The following is an 18,729-nucleotide window of genomic DNA, read 5'->3' as shown; positions in this document are numbered from 1 at the left end:
CGTTCTTCCGGCTCTCCTCGCCGGCGGCCACGGGCCGGCCTGCCCCTCCGGCCCGGGAGGTCGGCCCGGCAGGACCGCTCAGGAGGACGGGGCCGGCAGGTCGGCGCGGACCTCGAAGCCGCCGTCCGGAGTCGGACCGGCGGTGAGCGAACCGCCGAGCAGTTGCGCCCGTTCGCGCAGGCCGACCAGGCCGTGGCCGCCGCCCGGCAGGGTCTGCGCGGGGCGCACCGGCGGCGCGTCGTTGCGCACCTCGACCCGCAGCCGACGTCCGCGGGCCCGGATCCGGACGTGCACCGCGGCCTCGGGCGCGTACTTGGTGATGTTGGTGAGCGCCTCCTGCACGGTGCGGTAGGCGGCCCGCTCGACCGCCTCCGGCCAGGGGCGGTCGCCCGGGACGAGTTCGGTGTCCGCGGCCAGTCCGCTCTCCTCGATCAGCCGGGGCAGGTCGGCCAGCCTGGGCTGCGGGGCCAGCGGGGTGTCCATCCGCGGACCGCCGGCCCGCAGCACCCCCACCATGTGGCGCAGCTCCTCCAGGGTGCGCACCGACAGTTCGCGGATGGTCCGGGCCACGCCCGCGGCCCCCGGGTCGGGGGTGGACACCTGGAGCGCGCCGGCCTGGATGCTGATCAGGCTGACCTGGTGCGAGACCACGTCGTGCATCTCCCGGGCGAGCCGGCCGCGCTCCTCGCTGAGCACCCGCTCGGCGAGCAGCCGGCTCTCCCGCTCCTGCCCGCGGGTCAGCTCGTCCAGCCGGGACGCCAGCTCGCGCCGGGTCCGGGAGAGCAGGCCGGTGGCCGCCGGGCCGGCCGCGAGCATCACGGACTGGATGGCGTACAGGGCGGTGTCCCGGCTGAGCTCGAAGCTCTGCTCGGAGACCGGCCAGTGGAAGAACTCGACCAGCGCGAACAGGGTGGCGCAGGGCACCACCACCCGGGGCCGGGGGCGTTCGGCGGCCACCGTGTAGACGGCGGTGATCGGGGCGAGCCAGATGTCGTCGAAGTAGCTGCCGGGCATGGTCAGCAGCAGCACGGTGACCGGGAAGCGCCGGCGCCACGGCAGCGCCACGGCGGCCACCACCGACAGCAGGCTCTGCCACAGCGGGGCGCCCCGGGCCACCAGGGCGGCGTCCACCAGCGAGTAGAGGGCGGGCAGCAGGAGCATCAGCCAGGGCGCGGTGAGCCCGGGCGGCAGACGTCGTGCGGGAGCGGCGTCGCCGATCATGCCCCGTCGCTCGGCTTCGGGCGGACCAGCCCGGCCCGGTGGGCGATCACGGCCGCCTGGACCCGGTTGGCGGCGCCGAGCTTGCCGAGGATCGCGCTGATGTGGTCCTTCACGGTGCCGGTGCCCAGGAACAGCCGGTCGGCGATCTCGGCGTTGGACAGGCCCTCGCCCAGCAGCGCCAGCACGTCCAGCTCCCGGCCGGTCAGGGTGCGGGCCAGGGTGGCCGCCTCGGCGTCCGGGCCGCCGCCGTCCACGTAGCCGCCGATCACCGTGCGGGTCACCGTGGGGGAGAGGATGTTGCCGCCGGCCGCGAGCACCCGTACGGCGTGCACCAGCTGGTCCGGGGCGGTGTCCTTGAGCAGGAAGCCGGACGCGCCGGCCCGCAGCGCGGTGCCGATGTACTCCTCGGTGTCGAAGGTGGTGAGCATCGCCACGGCCGGCGGGTCGGGCAGCGCCCGCAGCCGGCGGAGCACCGAGATGCCGTCCATGTCGGGCATCCGGATGTCGAGCAGCACCACGTGCGGACGCAGTCGCCGGACGCACTCCTCGGTCTGCGCGCCGGAGCAGTCGCCGACCACCTCCAGGTCGGGGGCGGAGCCGACGATGAGGCCCAGCCCCGACCGGACCAGGATCTCGTCGTCCACGATCAGCACGCGGGTGGTGGCGATGGGGCCCTCCTCGGTTCGGCGGCCGGGCCGGGCCGGTCCGCATGACTGGAATCGAGGGTAGGGCCTGACCGGCGGCTTCGCCGGGCCCGGACCGGCCGGGCGACCCCCGCCGAACGGCGGGGGTGTGAATCCGCTACCCGGTTCACGCAATTCTCACTGTCGGTGGGGAACCATGGAATTGGCTGCCGCTCAGTCGGCCTGCCGGCCGAGGTGGGTGTCCAGCCGGGTCGCGTGCGGATGCGACCCACCACCTGATCGTTTGGAATTGAGCTGTGTCGTCCACTGTGAAGCCGGAGCCGTCCACCTCCCCCACCGGGTCCGGGTCGGAGCCCGGCGCCGTGATGGCGCGCTGGCGCCCGCGGGCCGCCGCGGCGACCGTCTGGTACCTGCGGCTGATCGCCCTGCTGAACATCGTCACCGTGGTCCTGGCGCAGTTCCGCGACCAGGTCGAGACGCACAACGAGGGCGAGTACTTCACCCCGTACCTGATGACCGCGGGCCTGAGCAGCGCGGTGCTCTCGGTCTTCCTGGCGATCGCCATGCGCCGCCGCAAGCGGGCCGCGTGGATCTTCAACATCGCGCTGGCCGGCCTGTTCGCCCTGCTCTACCTGGCCGCCATGTCGCTGCCCGGCGAGGGCTTCGACCGGCACCCGCTGAACTATGTCTCCACCGTGCTGACCTGCGGTTTCGTGCTGGCGCTGCTGGTCGGCCGGAAGGAGTTCACCTCCAAGGGCGACCGCTCCAACCCGAAGACCGCCGCCGCCACCTTCGTGGCCGGCCTCGGCTTCGGCGGTGTGGTCGGCGCCGCGCTGGTCGCGCTGACCAACAATCTGCCCGCCGCGGACTTCTGGGACATGTTCCGCTACTCGGTCGGCCGGATGATCACGATCACCCCGTCCGAGCACCTGCGCTCCGTGATCGACGCGCCGACCTGGGTGAACGCGGTCATCAACGCGATGGGCGCGCTGCTCTTCCTGCTCGTCCTCTACGTGGCCTTCCGCAGCCCGCGGGGCAACGAGCTGCTCACCGCCGAGGACGAGCAGCGGCTGCGGGTGCTGCTGGACAAGCAGGGCGAGCGGGACTCGCTGGGCTACTTCGCGCTGCGCCGGGACAAGGCGGTGATCTTCTCGCCGAGCGGCAAGGCGGCGGTCGCCTACCGGGTGGTCGGCGGTGTCTCGCTGGCTTCCGGCGACCCCATCGGCGATCCGGAGGCCTGGCCGGGCGCGATCGACGCCTGGCTGTCCGAGGCCCGCGAGCACGCCTGGGCACCGGCCGTGATGGGCGCCTCCGAGGAGGCCGGTGTGATCTACGCCCGGCACGGCCTGGACGCGCTGGAGCTGGGCGACGAGGCGATCGTCGAACTGGACGAGTTCTCGCTGGACGGCCGGGCGATGCGGGTGGTGCGCCAGGCGTACAACCGGGTCAAGCGGGCCGGGTACACGGTGCGGATCCGCCGCCACGAGGAGATCCCCGAGAGCGAGATGGCCGACCTGGTCGCCAAGGCCGACCAGTGGCGCGACGGTGCGACCGAGCGCGGCTTCTCGATGGCGCTGGGCCGGCTCGGCGACCCGGGCGACGGGCGCTGCGTGATGCTGGAGTGCCACGACGCCGACGGTGAGCTGAAGGCGCTGCTCAGCTTCGTGCCGTGGGGTGCGCAGGGGCTCTCGCTGGACCTCATGCGCCGGGCCCGGGACACCGAGAACGGCCTGATGGAGTTCATGGTGATCGAACTCCTGCAGCGTGCCCGCGAGGTGAATCTGGCCAGGGTCTCGCTGAACTTCGCCATGTTCCGTTCCGTTTTCGAGCGCGGCTCGAAGCTCGGTGCCGGGCCGGTGCTGCGGCTGTGGCGTTCCGTTCTCGGCTTCTTCTCGCGCTGGTGGCAGATCGAATCGCTCTACCGTGCCAACGCCAAGTACCGCCCGATCTGGGAGCCGCGTTATCTGCTCTTCGAGAAGAGCAGCGAGATTCCGCGGATCGGCATCGCCAGTGCCCGGGCCGAGGGCTTCATCACCGCACCGAGCCTGCCCGCGCTGTTCCGTCGCCGGCACCAGGGGCCGCCCGCCGTGCAGGCGCCCCGCGTGCCGGTGGCGGCACGGGGCGGGAAGGGGTAGACCCTCCGCCGGGGGGCGGAGGGGCCCGGTCATCCGGATGGGGGGATTTCGGGGTGGCTCCTCCCTCCTGAGGATGACGGGGATCGGCACAAATGCCGATGTGGATTCGTTAAGCGGCTTCTAATGTGGGGGTAGTCGGGAAGGGCGCTCGCGCCAACGGGGATTCGGAGAACGGGTTGTGATGCGGAGGACCCACGCGGGGGGCGTGCGAAAGGGGCCGGTGGCTATTGCCAAAGAGGCCGCTGTCGCCGAGTGGGGAACGCTGTTCGGTACCGTCCGGGAGCAGGTGGCGCGAAAGAAGTTCGCGGCCGTCCCGTTGGCCACCGCGGCGACCTGCCTGATTCTGATGTTCAGCATCGTCCAGCACCTGCCGGGCGGGGAGCGCTTCGTCACCCAGATCGGGGTGGTGAAGGCGGCGCTGCCGCTGGAGGTCTCGCTGCTGCGGACGCCGCTGTCGCTGTACGTGCCGGCCCTGGACCTGCCGGTGTGGGGTGCGCTGGCGCAGGTCTTCGTGGTCTTCGGGATCGCCGAGATCGTGCTCGGCCGGCGGCTGACCCTGGTGGTGGCGTACACCTGCACCCTGGCCGGGACGCTGTTCGCCCGGGTCGGCGTGGCGATCGGGCCCGACCACCTCTTCGGGTTCCCGAAGTGGGTCGCGCACGTGCGGGACACCGGGCCGTCGGCCGCGGTGGTGGCGCTGGCGATCTGCATCGCGTTCCGCTGCCGGGCCTGGTTCACCGCCGGGCTGGTGGTGGCGCTGATGGTCGGCGAGGCGGTCGTGCTGCCGAACCTGGCGGGCATGGAGCACGTGGTCGCGGTGATCGCGGCGCTGCTGATCGCGGTCTCGGTGGAGGTGTTCGGGGACTTCTGGCCGCGGGTGCTGGCCGGGGTCGGCGCGGCCACCGTGGTGGCGGCCGCCACCGTCTCACTGGAGGCGGCCACCGAGGCCCGCCGCCGCACCCCGGCCGGCGCCGCGGTGCCGTAGCCCGCGAGGGCACCGCGACCCCGGAGGCGAGTGGGCTCCAGTCAGAGAGGCAGTTCGAACCAGACGACCTTGCCCACCGCCTTGCGGGCGGTGCCCCAGCGTTCGGCGAGTTTGGTGACCAGGGTGAGGCCGCGGCCGGTCTCGCCGAGCTGTTCGGCGGGCTCCAGCGACGGCAGGTTGTGGTTGTCGTCGCTGACCTCGACCAGCAGCTTGTCGACCCGGATCAGCTGGAGCTGGACCCGGTCGCGGGCGACCCGGACGGCGTTGGTGACCAGCTCGCTGACCAGCAGCACGACGGTGTCGCTGAGCGGCTCCAGGTGCCAGGCGGCGAGCTGCTCGCGGACCAGGGCGCGGGCGCGGCCGACCTCGCGCTGGTCGACGGTGAGGTCCCAGGTGGCGACCTCGCTCGGCGGGACCCCGTCGAAGCGGGCCACCAGCAGCGCGACGTCGTCCTTGCGGTCGTCCGAGTGCAGCCGGTCCAGGACCACGTCGCAGGCCTGCTCGGGGCTCTGCCGGGGGTCGATGAGGTTCCCGCAGAGCGCGGCCAGCCCGGCTCCTATGTCGCCGCCCCGCACCTCGACCAGGCCGTCGGTGCACAGCACCAGCATCGAGCCGTCCGAGACGTCGATGGTCTTGGCGACGAACGGGACCCCGCCCACGCCGATCGGGGCGCCGGCCGGGATCTCCAGCAGCTCGCCGGTGCCGTCCGGGTGCACCAGGACCGGCGGGACGTGGCCGGCGCTGGCCAGCTCGCAGGTCCGGTTGATCGGGTCGTAGACCGCGTACAGGCAGGTGGCGAGGTGGTCGTCGCCGAGCTTGTGGGCCAGGTTGTCCAGGTGCCGCAGCAGCTGGCCGGGCGGGAGGTCGAGGGCGGCCAGGGTCTGCATGGCGGTGCGGAAGCGGCCCATCGCGGCGGCCGAGTGCAGACCGTGGCCCATGACGTCGCCGACCACCAGGGCGACCCGGCTGCCGGGCAGCTGGATCGCGTCGAACCAGTCGCCGCCGACCTCGGCCCGGGAGTCGCCGGGCAGGTAGCGGTGGGCGATCTGGACGCCGGGGATCTGCGGTGGGCGGGTCGGGATCATCGACCGCTGGAGGGTGGTGGCGACCCGGGCCTCGGCCCGGTGCAGCCGGGCGTTGTCGAGCGACAGCGCGGCCCGGGCGGCCAGCTCCTTGAGGGTGGCGGCGTCGCCCTCGTCGAAGGGGCCCCGGTCGGGGAGCCGGAGCAGCTTGAGGATGCCGAGCACGGTGCCGCGGGCGGAGAGCGGCACCACCAGCATCGAGCGGCCGGAGACCACCGGGACGAGTTCCGGGCCGCCGAGTGCGGCGGCGTAGTCGACGGCGACGTCCCGGGTGACCACCGGGACCAGCACCGGCTGGTTGAGCTGGAGGGCCATGCCGGGCGGGGTGCGGCGGGGCATGGCGACCAGCGAGCCCTCGGCGAGCACGTGGTCCCACTGGCCGCCGGACTCGTTGCGGGCGAGCGCGACCCGGCGGAGCATCGTGTCGTCGTCCGGGCGGGCCTCGGGCAGTTCGGAGTCGGAGATCAGGCCGTCGACGAGGTCGACGCAGGCGAAGTCGGCGACCCGGGGGACGAGTACCCGGCACAGCTCGTGGGCGGTGAAGCCGAGGTCGAGGGTGGTGCCGACCTTGCCGCCGACCTCGTTGAGCAGGGCCAGCTGCTCGCCGGCGTGGCCGTTGGTGAGGAACGGGCCGAACCTGCCGGCCGGCGGCGCGGGGGCGGGCGCCGGTACGGCGGCGGGCGGTGCGGCCGGCTCGCCCGGGTGGAGCCGGTGCCCGGTGGCGGGCGGCCCGACGGTGGTCTGTTCGATGGTGGTGCCTCCTCTCGGCGGGGCCGGGACGACCGGGCCGGTGGCCGGTGTGCCGAGGCCCGCCGCGGTCGGGGCGGCGGAAGGGGCGGCGCCCGGGGCGGCCGCGGAAGGGGCCGCGCCCTGCGCCGCGGCCTGCGCGGCGGCGGCTTCGCGCTGGGCGGGCAGCGGTCCGGCCGGGCGTCGGCCGGGCGCGGACTGCTCGGGCTGCGGCGGCGGGCCGAGCCGGGCGGTGCGCTGTTGCGCGGTCGGGTAGCGGCGGCCGATCCCGGCGGCGGCGTGCGCGGTGCCGACCGCCGGGTCGGCCGGGCGCAGCGGCAGCACGGTGGTCGGGTCCAGCCGCAGGGCCGGGAGCCCGGCCCGGGCCAGGGCGGCGAGCAGCGGTCCGCGGCGTTCGGCGGAGCCGGGAAGCAGGGCGGCGAGCGCCTCGGGCACCGGCCGGCCGGCGGTGGTCAGCGCGGCGGAGAGCCGGTGGAAGCCGCCCAGTGCGCCGGGGGCGGCGGCGAACGGCAGCAGCCGCTCGCCGACGGCCAGCCGGGGGCCGGCGGAGCGCAGCGGACGGGCGTCGGCGGCCAGGGCCAGCAGCCCGCCGGCCGGGCCGTCCACCGGGTAGGCCCACCAGAGCACGTCCCGCAGGTGCTCCTCGCGGTCGACCACGGGCAGCCGGCCCGCCCAGGCGGTGCCGGGCGCGGTCAGCTGGGTGAGGGTGGCGAAGGTGTCGCGGCGGCGGCCGGTGGCCGGGAGCGCGGCCGGGCCGGGCACGCTGCGCGGATCGGCGGCGGGCAGCAGGCCGGCCGCCGGGCGGTCGTGGACGGCGTCGGCGCGGTGTCCGAACAGCTCCTCGGCGGCCCGGCTCCACTGGGCGACCCGCCCGCCGCGGTCGACCAGCACGAGGGCGAGCCGGACCAGGGCGACCACCCCTGACGGCTGGTCACCCGGTGCGGTGCCGGGCCCCGGGTCGGTACCCGCCGGACGCGGTGTGGAGTTGGGATCGTCCACCATGGATTCGGTCTGCTCCCGCCTGGCCGCCACGTCGGGAGACGGCCGTTTCTCCGGAGGAAGGCATGCTGTGCGGATACCAGCGAAGCACGGACGGGCCGGGAGTCGATAGCGAAACGGGGAGATTCCTCGGTATCAGTTGCGTGTCACGTGCCGTGCGCCGGTCCGCACTCCCCGTCCACCCCGCGTGGCACGGCGCGGGCGGGCGGTAGGGTCGCAGGACGGCACGCAGGAGGAGGCGAGAGGTGAGCGCGCAGATCCCGGTCCGCTGGACGGACCCGGAGCAGCAGGAGCTGGAGGAGCGGGTCGAGGCCGCCGAGCTCGCCTGGCTCACCATGGACGTCGACGTGCGCACGCTGCGGGTCGAGATCGACAACTTCGCGCTGATCCACCACCAGCTGCTCGGGCCGCTGTACGCCCGGCTGGACGAGCTGGACGCGCTGCTCGCCGAGGCGGTGGCCGTCCGCACCGGGGACCCGGAGGACCTGCGGCGGGCCCACGAGGCGCGGCAGCGGGTCGAGGACCTGCCGGACCTGGACGCGCTGTTCGACAGCGTCCGGGAGCGGGGCGAGCAGGAGCAGGCCCCGCCGCCGCCCGCCGCCCCCGCCCGGGTGCGGCCCGGCCGGGATGCCCAGCGGATCTACCGGGAGCTGGTCCGCCGTGCCCACCCGGACCTCTCCACCGACCCGCGGGAGCAGCAGCGCCGGGCGGCGTTCCTGGCCCGGGTCAACGAGGCCTACGCGTACGGCGACACCGGCGCGCTGGAGGCGCTGGCGGCCGAGTGGTCCACCGCGCCCGAGGCGGCGCCCGCCGTCGACTCCCCCGACCGGCTCGGCTGGCTGCGCCGCCGGCTGGAGTGGCTGACCGGCCGGATCGGCGAGCTCGCCGCCGAGCAGGTCCGGCTGGAGCGCAGCGCGATGGGCGAGCTGCTGGCGCTCTCCCCGCAGGACCCGGACGGGCTGCTGACCGAGCTGGCCGAGCAGCTGCTGGCCAAGGCCGCCGCCCAGCAGGCCGAGCTGGAGCGCCTGATGGGGCCCCGGCCGGTGGGGGACAATGGCGGGGCCGATCCCGACCCGCAGGAGAACCAGACGATGTTCGCGCAGATCCCCACCATCGACGCCGCCGCCGTGCCCGCCGACGCCGCCCTGCTGGACGTCCGGGAGCAGGACGAGTGGGACGCCGGGCACGTGGACGGCGCGCTGCACATCCCGATCGGCGAGGTGGTCGCGCGGATCGGCGAGCTGCCGGACGCGAAGCTGTACGTGCTCTGCCGGGTCGGCGGGCGTTCCGCCCAGGTCGTCCAGTACCTGGTGCAGAACGGCCGGGACGCCGTCAACGTGGACGGCGGGATGTACGCCTGGGACGGCGCGGGCCGTCCGATGGTGAGCAGCGACGGGCGGGACGCCTTCGTCCTGTAGTCCGTGCCGCGGGGCGGGGACCGGGAGAACCGGGGGCTCCGCCGGGCGCCGGGAGTAGGGCAGGATGGGCGCGCGACCGGGCCGGCGCGGTGCCGGCCCCACCCGTCCCCGGGGGAGTTCATGGCCGAGAGTGCCGAGGACGCCGAGCACGCCCAGCACGCCGAGCACGCCGAGCACGCCCAGCAGGCCGAGCAGGCCGAGAACGCCGAGGGCACACCGGAACCGCCCGTCCGCCGGGGCTGGTCGGTGCCCGCCCGGGTCGTCCTGGGCGCGGCCGCCGTCCTGTTGCCGGCGGCCACCGGGCTGTTCCTCGGTGCGGTCTTCCTGCACGTGGCGCCCGCCAATCCGCTCTCCCGGGAGTACCGGGAGCAGCTGGACGGCCTGATCTACCCGGAGTTCGAGCAGAACTGGAAGCTGTTCGCGCCCAACCCGCTGCAGCAGAACGTCGCGGTGGACGCCCGGGTGCGCACGGTGTCGGCGGACGGGGACCCGGTGGTCCACGACTGGGTGGGGCTGACCGCGCAGGACATCGCGGCGATCCGGGGCAATCCGGCGCCCAGCCACGCCGACCAGAACCTGCTGCGCCGGGCCTGGGACTTCTACGACGGGTCGCACAGCGCGCAGGACGAGTCGCGGACCACGGAGCGCGGGCGGCTCGCCGAGGAGTACCTGAAGCGGATCGCGGTGCAGCGGATCGGCCGCAGCGTGGCCGGGCGGCCGGTGGTGGCGGTCGAGCTGAGGGTGACCACGGCGACCGTCGCGCCGCCGCGCTGGAGCGGGGAGGCGGCGCCGCCCGAACCCACGGTGCGCGAGCTGCCCTGGTGGCCGGTGCGGGACGAGGACCTGCGGGGGCTGCGGTGAGCGGCACCGGCCCGGTGGGGGCGCGGGAGCACGAGCGGCTGCTCGACGGGATCCCCCGCCAGAACGGCCCGGCGGCCGGCCGGGGCGCGCCGGAGGGTCCGCACCTGCCGCACCCGGCCGGGCTCGCCGCCCGGGCGTTCGCGGTGTTCTCCGGCCGGGTGCTCGGGCGCTACCAGGCGGCGACGGTGCGGATCGGCTTCGGGCTGGTCTGGCTGGCGTACCTGCTGCGCGAGTGGCCCGAACGGCGGCTGCTGTACGGCGACACCTCGCCCTGGTCGGCGGAGCTGGCGGAGCAGCTGCTGGCCGACAACGGGGCGCTGACGGTGCTGCCCTGGTTCGGCGGCCGGCCCTGGTTCGAGCTGGTCTACCACCTGGCGGTGCTGGCCGCGCTGGCCGTGCTGCTCGGCTGGCGGACCAGGGCGGCGACGGTGCTGTTCCTGGTCACCGTGCTGTCGCTGCAGAACCGCAACGTCTTCCTCGGCGACGGCGGCGACAACATCGTCCACCTGATGGCGGTCTACCTGGTCTTCACCCGGTGCGCCGAGGTGTGGTCGCTGGACGCCCGGCGGGTGCGGTCCGGGCGGGACGGGGCGGCCGGGCCGGTGCTCTGGGCGGTGCTCGGGGCGGTGCTGCTGGTCTGTCAGCTGGGGGAGTTCTCCGGGAGCAGCCTGGACTGGACGGCGCCGGCCTTCCCCTACGTCGGCTGGGGGCCGCTGTTCTGGGCGCTCTGGGCGGTGGCCGGGCTCCGGTGGCTGGTGGACCGGGTGGCGCCGCGCGGCGAGACCCGGGCGGTGCTGGACGCGCTGGCGACCATGACGCACAACTGCGCGATGCTGGTGATCGCCGTCGAGGTGGTGCTGATCTACGCCACGGCGGGCTGGTACAAGGTGCAGGGCTCGCGCTGGCAGGACGGCACCGCGCTGTACTACCCGCTGCACCTGGACTACTTCACGCCCTGGCCGGGGCTGTCCGGGCTGGTCGGCGGGGCGCTGCTGCCGGTGTTCCTGATCACCTACGGGACGGTGCTGCTCCAGGTGGCGTTCCCGTTCACGCTGGTGAACCGGCGGATCAAGAACGCGCTGCTGGTGGTGATGATGGCCGAGCACGTGGGGATCGCGGTGCTGCTCGGACTGCCGGTGTTCTCCCTGGCGATGATCGCGGCGGACGCGGTGTTCCTGCCGACGGCGGCACTGCTGTGGGCCGGGGTGCGGGTCGCGCGGATCCGGCCGGGGAGGCCCCACTAAGCTGACCGGTATGTCCTGGTTCGCCGCACTTCGAGACACCGCGCGGACCGGACTGACCATCGACCGGGCGCTCACCGATCCCAAGCGGGCGGTGCGCGGCGCGGTCGCCGTCGCCCTGGTGCTCTTCCCGACCCTCGCGATCTGGGACGCCCGGCTCGCCACCTCGGCGGCGATGGGCGCGTTCATCGCGGGGACGGCGACCTTCCAGCGCAGCTTCCGGCCGCGCGCCACGCTCGCCGTCGCCGCCGGGATCGGACTCGGCGTCAGCACCTTCCTCGGCTACCTGGCGGCCGGGGTGACCGGGCTGTTCCCGGTGCTGCTGGCGGTCTGGGCCTTCGGCGCCGGCCTCGCCTGGGCGATCGGCCCGACCGCCGGAGGGGTCGCCGCCAACACCCTGTCGGTGATGCTGATCGTCGTCCAGCTGCCGGTCAGCCCGCTCACCGCGCTCGGCCACGGGCTGGTCTGCGCGCTCGGCGGCGTCGTCCAGGCGGTGGTCATCACCGTCTGGCCGATCGGCAGTTGGACCGCCCAGCGCGAGGCGCTCGCCGACACCTACGCCGAACTCGCCGACTACGCGCGCCGGCTGCGCCAGGACCCGACGGCGCACGTGGACCCGGCGCCGTTCATGGAGGCCCGGCACGCCGCCGCGCTGACGCCCTGGCAGGACCGGCGCAGGCCGCCCGAACTGCGCGGCCTGCGGGGCCTCGCCGAGCGGATCCGGCCCACCCTGGCGGCGATCGCCGACCCCAAGGTCGGCGCTCCCGAGGAGGGCCCGGAGCGCGACCGGGCCCGGGAGGTGCTGGCCGCCTCCGCCGAGGCGATGGACGCGCTGGCCCGGGCGATCCGCACCGGGGCCCCGCTCCAGCTGCCGCGCTCCGCGCCCGCGCTCACCCTGGTCGCCCGGACCGAGGGCCCGGAGCTGCGCGGCGCCGCCCGGCGGGCCGCCCGCCGGCTGGCCGGGCTGCTCCGCAAGGCCTCCGACACGCTGGACCGGGGCTCCGAGGACACCATCGACACGCCCGTCGTCCAGCCCGGCGGCACGCTGCGCAAGCCGCCGCTGGTCCGGATGCTGCCGACCGCCCTGCGGGCGGTGCGGCGTCAGCTCCAGCCGCACTCGGCGGTGTTCCAGCACGCCGTGCGGCTGTCCGGGGTGGTCACCGCCGCCTATCTGCTGGCCCGGCTGGCCGGCTTCCACCACGGCTACTGGGCGCCGATGACCGCCGCCATGGTGATGCGGCCGGACTTCGCGCAGACCTACAGCCGGGGCGTGGCCCGGCTGGCCGGCACGGTCGTCGGGGTGGCCGTCTCCACCCTGGTGGTGCAGCTGGCCCGGCCCGGCGAGTGGGTGCTGGCCGCGCTCGCGGTGGTCTCGATCGCCGGCGTCTACATGACCTTCCGCACCGGCTACGCGGTGATCACCGCCTGCATCTCCTCCTACGTGGTCTTCCTGCTCGGGCTCCAGGAGGGGAACCCGCTGGTCACAGCGGTGGAGCGGGTCGGGCTCACGCTGCTCGGCGGTTCGGTCGCGCTGCTCGTCTACGCCCTCTTCCCCACCTGGCAGACCGCCCGGCTCGGCGAGCGGCTGGCCGAGTGGCTGGCCGCCGCCGGGCGGTACGCGGCCGAGGTGGTCGCCGTCTACGGGCGGCCCGCCGCGCCGCGCGGACGGGAGGTCCGCTCGGCGCTGCTGGACTCCCGGGAGGCGCGCTCGGAGCTGCTCCAGGCGATGCAGCGGGCCGACGCCGAGCCCGGCCGGCACGCCTCCGGGCTGCCCGGGGTGAGCCGGCGCCAGCTGGACCGGGCACGCGCGGCGGTCGGCCACCTCGGGCGGGTGGCCGTCCTGCTGGAGGCCCACCTGCCCGGCGCGGACGCCGAGCCGGTGCCGGGGGCGGCCGAGTTCGCCGAGGAGCTGCGGCTGGCCACCGCGCTGGCCGCGGCGGCGCTGCTGACCGGGCAGCCGGTGGAGTTCGGGCCCGTCCGGGAGGCGCAGGAGCGGCTGGAGCGCCAGCTCGCCGAGTGGCCGGCCGGGGTGCACGGGGAGGTCGTGCGCTCGGGCACCCGACTGCTGCTCCAGGCGCTGAAGGACCTCGAACGGGCGCTGCGCGGCGGTGGTACGGCGGCCGCCGCCGACCGGCGCGAGCCGGAGCCCACGGGGCGGTAGCCGGGCGCCCGGGAACCCGGCGGCGGGCCGGAGCGCGCCGGGATGGCAGAGTGAGCGGGATGAACGAGGAACTGCTGCGGGCCTGGCGGGCCGGTGCCGAGGAGCCGGGGACGGTCCTGCTGGACGGGTTCCACCCGCTGAAGCACGCGCTGCGCTTCGGCGGCGCCGTCCGGCAGGTGCTGACCGCCGACCGGGCGGCGCTGCTGGCGCTCGCCGCCGAACTCGCCCCGGACGTCGCCCCCGCGCTGGACGCGCTGGCCGCCGAACTGCCCGGGGCCGCGCTGCGCACGCTGGCGCCCCGGCTGCACCCGACCGGGGTGATCGCGCTGGCGGTGCGCCCCACCGCCGCCGCCAACCGCGCCGCGCTGGCGGTCCGGCCCCGGCCGGCCCCCGTCGTGCTGCTGGAGAACCCGCGCAACCTGGGCAACGTCGGCGCGGTGATCCGGCTCGCGGCCGGCTTCGGCGCGGCGGGCGTGGTCACCACCGGCGAGCTGGACCCCTGGCACCCGGCGGTGCTCCGCGGCAGCGCGGGCCTGCACTTCGCCACCGCGGTCGAGCGGCTGACCTTGCCGGAGCTGCCGGCCGGCCCGCTCTACGTGCTGGACCCGGAGGGCGCGGACATCCGGGCGACGGCCTTCCCGGACGACGCCGTGCTCGCCTTCGGCACCGAGCGGCACGGGGTGACGCCGGAGCTGAGGGCGCGGGCCGACGAGCTGGTCGCGGTGCCGATGCGGCCCGGGGTCTCCAGCTTCAACCTGGCGACCAGCGTGGCGATGGGGCTGTTCCACTGGATGTCCGGACGCCCGCCCGGCGCGCCGGCGTGAACCGGCGGCCGGGGCGGGACCGGGTGGCGGTCCGTCAGGAGAACAGCCGCTTCCAGGTGTCCGGGCCGGGGTAGCCGTCCGCCTCGGCGCCGCGCCAGCCCTGGGCCTCCTGGAAGGCCTGCACGTTGCGCCGGTCGGCCTCCGTCCAGCGCGGGCCCGGGCCCTGGGTGTAGAAGCGGCCGTAGCCCTTGCGGACCAGTTGCTCGCCGAGCAGGCGCACCCAGTCGTTGTTGGCGCCCGGGCCGAACCTGTCGGCGCCCGGGAAGGCCTGTGCACCCGTGCCGGGGGTCACCGGAGGGGTGACCGGCGGGTTCACCGGCGGGGGCGGCAACGGGGCGCCGCCGTCGATGTTGCGGCCCTTGCCGTTGACCAGGTAGTCCCAGGTGGCCTTGCCCGGGATGCCGTCCGCCTCGCTGCCGCGCCAGCCCTGGGCGAGCTGGAAGGCCTCGGTGGCCCGCCGGTCCGCCTCGCTCCAGCGCGGGCCGGGGCCCTCGCCGTAGAACCGGCCGCCGCCGCGCTGCACCAGCAGCTGCCCGAGCTGGGTGACGTACGCGTTGTTGGCGCCCGGGCCGAACCTGTCGGCGCCCGGGAAGGACGTCGACGCGGTGCCGCCGCTGCCGTTGCCGCCGGTGGACAGGCCCTTGTAGCGGTACGGGACGTAGGAGGCCGAGTTGTTCCAGTACGCGTACGGGGTGGAGCGCTTGAGGGTGCTCGGCGAGGTCTGCTCGTAGGCCACGTAGCGGGTGCGGGAGGAGTCCGTCCAGCCGCCGAAGATCGTCACGTGCGAGCCGGACTGCGGGCTGGCCGGGTTGTTGTAGACCAGGATGTCGCCGGGCTGCAGCTCGGCCTTGCCGATCCGGTCGGCGAAGCTCGGCAGGGTCCAGGTGGTCTGACTGCTGCCCAGCCCCCAGGCCATCGAGACGAAGCCGGAGCAGTCCTGGCGGTAGCCGTCCGACCAGTAGCGGCTCATGCTGTACGGGACCTTCTGGTCGACCCAGCGCTGGGCCCGCTCGATGATCTGGGCCCGGGTGACCGGGGCCGCCGCGGCGCGCGGGGCGGCGAACGAGCGGGCGGAGGGGGATTCGCCGTAGAGGCCGCTGACCTCGCCCTGCGGGGTCCCGGCGCTGGGGCTGCTGGAGCCGCCCGGGGTCGGAGCGGGAGCCGCGACGGCGGTGGCCGCGCCGGCCGCGCCACCGCCGAGGGCGGTGCCGACGGCGGCCATCAGCACGGCGGCCCGGCGGCGGACGCTGCGGGCTGCCGCGTGCCCGCCCTCGTGCACCGGTGCGGCGTGCAGCCGGGCCCGGCGGCGGGCGCAGCAGCCCCCGCATATGCAGTCGTCCTCGGGTTCGACCTCGTCGAACTCCAACAGGGGGGCCAGCTGGTCGGTTCGGGTCATGCTCCGCCTCTTGTTTCTCCTGATGGGGGCCGCTGCCGGATCGTGCCGCCGACGGCGTGACAGCACGGTCCTTCCCAGGGGCACACCGCGTGTTATCGGGACCAAAGTCCCAAAGCGGACGCCTGTTCGGCCAGGTGGATTAAGCCGAACGGGTGACGGCCGTTCAGCGCCCGGGCGTGGCGGGAGGCGGCGGGAGGAGGTAGCAGCGTTTCTTCGCGGTGCGATTGGCGGCGGGTCAGGCGACGGAGCGTCGGACGGCCGGCGGGTTGGCCGGCGAGTACTCGGGCCCGGTCCAGGTCAGCGGGGTGGCATCGGCCAGTTCGACGACGCCGGTGACGGTGAGGTCGACCACCCGTTCGGCGCCCGGCAGGCCGGCGGCGGCCGGATCGGCCCAGTCGGTGCGGGCCTCGCCGGTGACCAGCAGGGCGCCGCCGGTCTCCCAGTCCGGGACGAGCAGGCCGGCCCGGGGGTCGAGCTCCAGGTTGCCGAGGGTCATGAACATGCTGTTGCCCGCGTAGTCGGGCCAGCGCAGCCGGTCCGGCGCGAGCACCCGCAGGAAGCCCGGGTTGCCGCCGCGGTGGGAGGCGTCCATCCGGCCGTCCGGCCCGGTGGTGGCGACGAAGAAGGTGTCGGCGGTGGCCACCAGCAGTTGCTGCGCGGTGGTCAGGGCGGAGCCGGCCGCCACCCGGCGCGGGGAGCCGGCCCCCGGGCGGTCCACCGGGTGGCGGCGCTGGATGTACTTCGGGCAGTTGGCGTAGACCTGGTCGGCGCCGATCACCAGGCCGCCCCGGCCGTCCGGTACGGAGCGGCCGTTGACCCGCATCCGGCGCCGGCCGGCCGGGTCCAGGGCGATGGTGCCCACCTCGGCGGGGCCGGCCAGGGCGGTCGCCAGCGGGTCGTCCCCGGCCGGGCGGGCGGCCACCGTGACGGTGCGTTCGTCGGCGGCCCGCAGGAAGCCGGCCGGGCCGCTGAGCTGGGTGGCCCAGAGCCGGCCGTCGGCGTCGGCCGCGCCGACCACCAGCACCCGCCGCTCGGTGAGGAAGCGGGCGGCGACGGCCGGGACGGTGCTGCCGATGGCACGGCCGGAGTGGTCGGCGCGCTCCGTGCGGCCGGCCCGCCGCTGTACGGCCCGTTCGCCGGGGTGGTAGGGCGTGGTGGCGGTCATCGCGGGTGCCTCCCTCGGGGTCTGCCGGGTCCGGTGCGTCCTGCCGGGGCCGTTGGGTCTAGAAGAAGCCGCAGGTCGGGGCGTCGGCGGTGGGGGCCTCGGCGCCGGTCCCGTCGACGCCCGCGGGGGTGTAGATCTCCAGCCGGACGCCGTCCGGGTCGGTGAAGAAGATCCCGCCGGAGGCGGCGCCCTCGCCGTGCGGGACGACGCCGTCGTAGGCGAAGGAGGCGCCCAGCTCGCGCAGCACCGCCTCGGCGGCGCGGACCTCGTCGAGCGAGTCGACCTGGAAGGAGAGGTGGTGCAGGCCGGGTGCGGCGGTGGGGAAGGTGCCCTCGCTCTGCTGCCAGAGGGTCAGCACCAGGCGGCCGTCGCGGCCGAGGAAGGCGAAGCGGCGCTCCGGGTCGGTGCCCTCCTTGACCGGGTCCAGGCCGAGGACACGCCGGTAGAACGCGGTCGAGCGGTCCAGGTCGGTGACGTTCAGTCCCACGTGGCCGGTCTGCAGGGTGCTGCTGATGGTGCCGGACATGCCTGATCACTCCCGTGGTCAGGGCGCCTCGGGGCGCCGTGCTTAACCGTTATGGATGACAGTAGTGGTTAGATCAAGAGGGCGTCAACCGGTACTCTTGGATTCAATGGTTAGATTTTTCGGGTATGGCTGTGCCATGACAAGGATGCGGACGGGACGTGCGGAGGAGCGGGCGCGCGGGCGCCGGGCCGCGGTGCGGCTACTCCCACTCCCAGCGGACGCCGATGTGGCCCGGCTGCTGGTCGGGGGCGAGGACGTGGGCGCTGGCCGAGGCGCCGATCCAGAGCTGCTCGCGGCGGCGGTCGACGTCCGCCCCCGGGTCGCGGTCGTACCGCTCGCAGTGCACCGGCACGGTCGCCGGGTCGAAGTGGACCTGGAGCACGTACTCGCGCACCGGCGTGGCGAAGCGGCGGCTGTACTCGGCCGTCTCGGCGCCGCCGGACGGGATCTCCACCTCGTACTCGAAGACGGTGCTGTCGCCGAGGCCCAGCGGGCGGTCCAGCATCACCTCACCGACGATCAGCCCGGCCTCCGGGCGGCGGCGCACCCGGCCCAGCCGGCCGTGCCGCACGCCGGTGATCTCCGGGCAGCCGGTCGCCTCCTCGTCGGCCTTGTGCACGACCAGGCAGCGGGTCACCCCGGCCACCGTGGCGCGGACCACCTGGCGCATCCGCAGCAGGTTGCCGCGCCGGTCGGCGTCCACGTAGTACGAGTCGTGGACCGAGAGCCGCTCCAGCTCGCCGGCCGGCGGCGCGTCCAGCTCGGCGAAGACGTCGGAGATGTCCCGCTCGCCCGGCCAGACGTCCTCCAGCCGCAGGTGGCTGGCGCTGGCGTTGGCCGCCCAGCGCCCGCGTGGACGGGGCGGGCCGAGCAGCGCGGACAGCGTGGAGTGCGGCAGGCCGAGCAGTTCCTCGAGCAGGTGCACGGCGCGCAGCGAGCTGGCCCGCTCGGGCTGGCTGCGTCCGCGCCGCCAGTAACTCAGCGTCGTGACGCTGACCCTGACGCCCCGTTGGGCGAGCGCCGCGCGGATCCGGTCCAGGCTGAGGCCGCTGGCCTCGATCGCCACGTGCAGGGTGTCGGCGAAGCCGCCGGTGGGGCTCGGACGTCCGGGCGTCGGGGCGGGCGACAGCGGCGGCGCGGGCGGCCGGGGGGTGGGCGCGGGTGTGTCCTGGCGCGGCCCGACCAGTCTGAGTCGTGCGTCCTGGGGGTGCTGTGAGGCCATGTGGTTACCTTCCCCACCGAGCGGGTTCGGCAGACCCGGTGCGGCGCCGGAACGCGCCGTCAATGGCCTCGCCGAGCTGTGGGGAACCCTATGCACGGTCGA

14 protein-coding genes are annotated in these 18,729 nt (G+C 75.2%); 7 read left to right on the top strand and 7 right to left on the bottom strand.

Going from position 1 to position 18,729, the window contains the following annotated elements; all coding sequences use genetic code 11:
• Window positions 1-78 precede the first annotated feature (78 nt).
• Together ABT093_RS05230 and ABT093_RS05225 are read right to left on the bottom strand one after the other, a co-directional pair.
• On the bottom strand, window positions 79-1,221 hold the full coding sequence (locus ABT093_RS05230) for a sensor histidine kinase (protein ID WP_350560540.1): 1,143 nt from the start codon (window positions 1,219-1,221) through the stop codon (window positions 79-81).
• Entirely contained in the window at window positions 1,218-1,871 is a 654-nt protein-coding gene (locus ABT093_RS05225; protein ID WP_502884131.1) for a response regulator, read from the bottom strand. The genes ABT093_RS05230 and ABT093_RS05225 overlap by 4 nt, the downstream gene beginning before the upstream one ends.
• Window positions 1,872-2,230: 359 nt before the next feature.
• Here ABT093_RS05225 and ABT093_RS05220 point away from each other — a divergent pair, with 359 nt between their 5' ends.
• Window positions 2,231-4,000, top strand: a complete 1,770-nt coding sequence (locus tag ABT093_RS05220; RefSeq protein WP_350560624.1) for a phosphatidylglycerol lysyltransferase domain-containing protein — start codon at window positions 2,231-2,233, stop codon at window positions 3,998-4,000.
• Window positions 4,001-4,220: 220 nt separating this feature from the next.
• Complete coding sequence (locus tag ABT093_RS05215) at window positions 4,221-4,985, top strand: hypothetical protein (protein WP_350560538.1); 765 nt, start codon at window positions 4,221-4,223, stop codon at window positions 4,983-4,985.
• Window positions 4,986-5,026: 41 nt separating this feature from the next.
• Here ABT093_RS05215 and ABT093_RS05210 read toward each other — a convergent pair whose 3' ends face one another.
• Window positions 5,027-7,816 carry an ATP-binding SpoIIE family protein phosphatase gene (locus ABT093_RS05210; protein WP_350560536.1) on the bottom strand — a complete coding sequence of 930 codons (2,790 nt, stop codon included), beginning with the start codon at window positions 7,814-7,816 and terminating at the stop codon, window positions 5,027-5,029.
• A gap of 242 nt (window positions 7,817-8,058) precedes the next feature.
• Between ABT093_RS05210 and ABT093_RS05205 the strand changes: the two genes are divergently transcribed.
• The 5 genes from ABT093_RS05205 (at window position 8,059) to ABT093_RS05185 (ending at window position 14,318) form a co-directional block, all read left to right on the top strand.
• Window positions 8,059-9,231, top strand: a complete 1,173-nt coding sequence (locus tag ABT093_RS05205; RefSeq protein ID WP_350560534.1) for a rhodanese-like domain-containing protein — start codon at window positions 8,059-8,061, stop codon at window positions 9,229-9,231.
• A gap of 120 nt (window positions 9,232-9,351) precedes the next feature.
• Complete coding sequence (locus ABT093_RS05200; protein WP_350560532.1) at window positions 9,352-10,092, top strand: DUF5819 family protein; 741 nt, start codon at window positions 9,352-9,354, stop codon at window positions 10,090-10,092.
• The gene (locus tag ABT093_RS05195) at window positions 10,089-11,336 is read left to right on the top strand and encodes an HTTM domain-containing protein (protein WP_502884124.1); all 1,248 of its coding nucleotides are present in this window, start codon (window positions 10,089-10,091) and stop codon (window positions 11,334-11,336) included. The genes ABT093_RS05200 and ABT093_RS05195 overlap by 4 nt, the downstream gene beginning before the upstream one ends.
• Before the next feature lie 10 nt (window positions 11,337-11,346).
• Entirely contained in the window at window positions 11,347-13,494 is a 2,148-nt protein-coding gene (locus ABT093_RS05190; protein WP_350560530.1) for an FUSC family protein, read from the top strand.
• Between the two features lie 59 nt (window positions 13,495-13,553).
• Window positions 13,554-14,318, top strand: coding sequence for a TrmH family RNA methyltransferase (locus tag ABT093_RS05185; protein ID WP_350560528.1), 765 nt, complete (start codon window positions 13,554-13,556; stop codon window positions 14,316-14,318).
• 34 nt (window positions 14,319-14,352) lie between these two features.
• On the opposite strand, the gene ABT093_RS05180 is transcribed toward ABT093_RS05185, so the two are convergent.
• The 4 genes from ABT093_RS05180 to ABT093_RS05165 form a co-directional block, all read right to left on the bottom strand.
• Window positions 14,353-15,714: a peptidoglycan-binding protein gene (locus ABT093_RS05180; RefSeq protein ID WP_350560526.1), complete on the bottom strand. Its 1,362-nt coding sequence runs from the start codon at window positions 15,712-15,714 to the stop codon at window positions 14,353-14,355.
• A gap of 235 nt (window positions 15,715-15,949) precedes the next feature.
• On the bottom strand, window positions 15,950-16,879 hold the full coding sequence (locus ABT093_RS05175) for a pyridoxamine 5'-phosphate oxidase family protein (RefSeq protein WP_350560524.1): 930 nt from the start codon (window positions 16,877-16,879) through the stop codon (window positions 15,950-15,952).
• 58 nt (window positions 16,880-16,937) lie between these two features.
• Window positions 16,938-17,405, bottom strand: coding sequence for a VOC family protein (locus tag ABT093_RS05170; protein ID WP_350560522.1), 468 nt, complete (start codon window positions 17,403-17,405; stop codon window positions 16,938-16,940).
• 199 nt (window positions 17,406-17,604) lie between these two features.
• Window positions 17,605-18,627 carry a hypothetical protein gene (locus ABT093_RS05165; protein WP_350560520.1) on the bottom strand — a complete coding sequence of 341 codons (1,023 nt, stop codon included), beginning with the start codon at window positions 18,625-18,627 and terminating at the stop codon, window positions 17,605-17,607.
• Window positions 18,628-18,729 lie beyond the last annotated feature (102 nt).

Source organism: Kitasatospora sp. NPDC002551, assembly GCF_040296005.1.
Taxonomy (GTDB): domain Bacteria; phylum Actinomycetota; class Actinomycetes; order Streptomycetales; family Streptomycetaceae; genus Kitasatospora.
This window is presented reverse-complemented; position numbering and strand designations above follow the sequence as displayed.

Bases quoted from the DNA above. Each gene is read 5' to 3' on its own strand.
- ABT093_RS05230 (WP_350560540.1), bottom strand. From the start codon at position 1,221: ATGATCGGCGACGCCGCTCCCGCACGACGTCTGCCGCCCGGGCTCACC.
- ABT093_RS05220 (WP_350560624.1), top strand. From the start codon at position 2,231: ATGGCGCGCTGGCGCCCGCGGGCCGCCGCGGCGACCGTCTGGTACCTG.
- ABT093_RS05210 (WP_350560536.1), bottom strand. From the start codon at position 7,816: ATGGTGGACGATCCCAACTCCACACCGCGTCCGGCGGGTACCGACCCG.
- ABT093_RS05200 (WP_350560532.1), top strand. From the start codon at position 9,352: ATGGCCGAGAGTGCCGAGGACGCCGAGCACGCCCAGCACGCCGAGCAC.
- ABT093_RS05190 (WP_350560530.1), top strand. From the start codon at position 11,347: ATGTCCTGGTTCGCCGCACTTCGAGACACCGCGCGGACCGGACTGACC.
- ABT093_RS05185 (WP_350560528.1), top strand. From the start codon at position 13,554: ATGAACGAGGAACTGCTGCGGGCCTGGCGGGCCGGTGCCGAGGAGCCG.
- ABT093_RS05180 (WP_350560526.1), bottom strand. From the start codon at position 15,714: ATGACCCGAACCGACCAGCTGGCCCCCCTGTTGGAGTTCGACGAGGTC.
- ABT093_RS05175 (WP_350560524.1), bottom strand. From the start codon at position 16,879: ATGACCGCCACCACGCCCTACCACCCCGGCGAACGGGCCGTACAGCGG.
- ABT093_RS05170 (WP_350560522.1), bottom strand. From the start codon at position 17,405: ATGTCCGGCACCATCAGCAGCACCCTGCAGACCGGCCACGTGGGACTG.
- ABT093_RS05165 (WP_350560520.1), bottom strand. From the start codon at position 18,627: ATGGCCTCACAGCACCCCCAGGACGCACGACTCAGACTGGTCGGGCCG.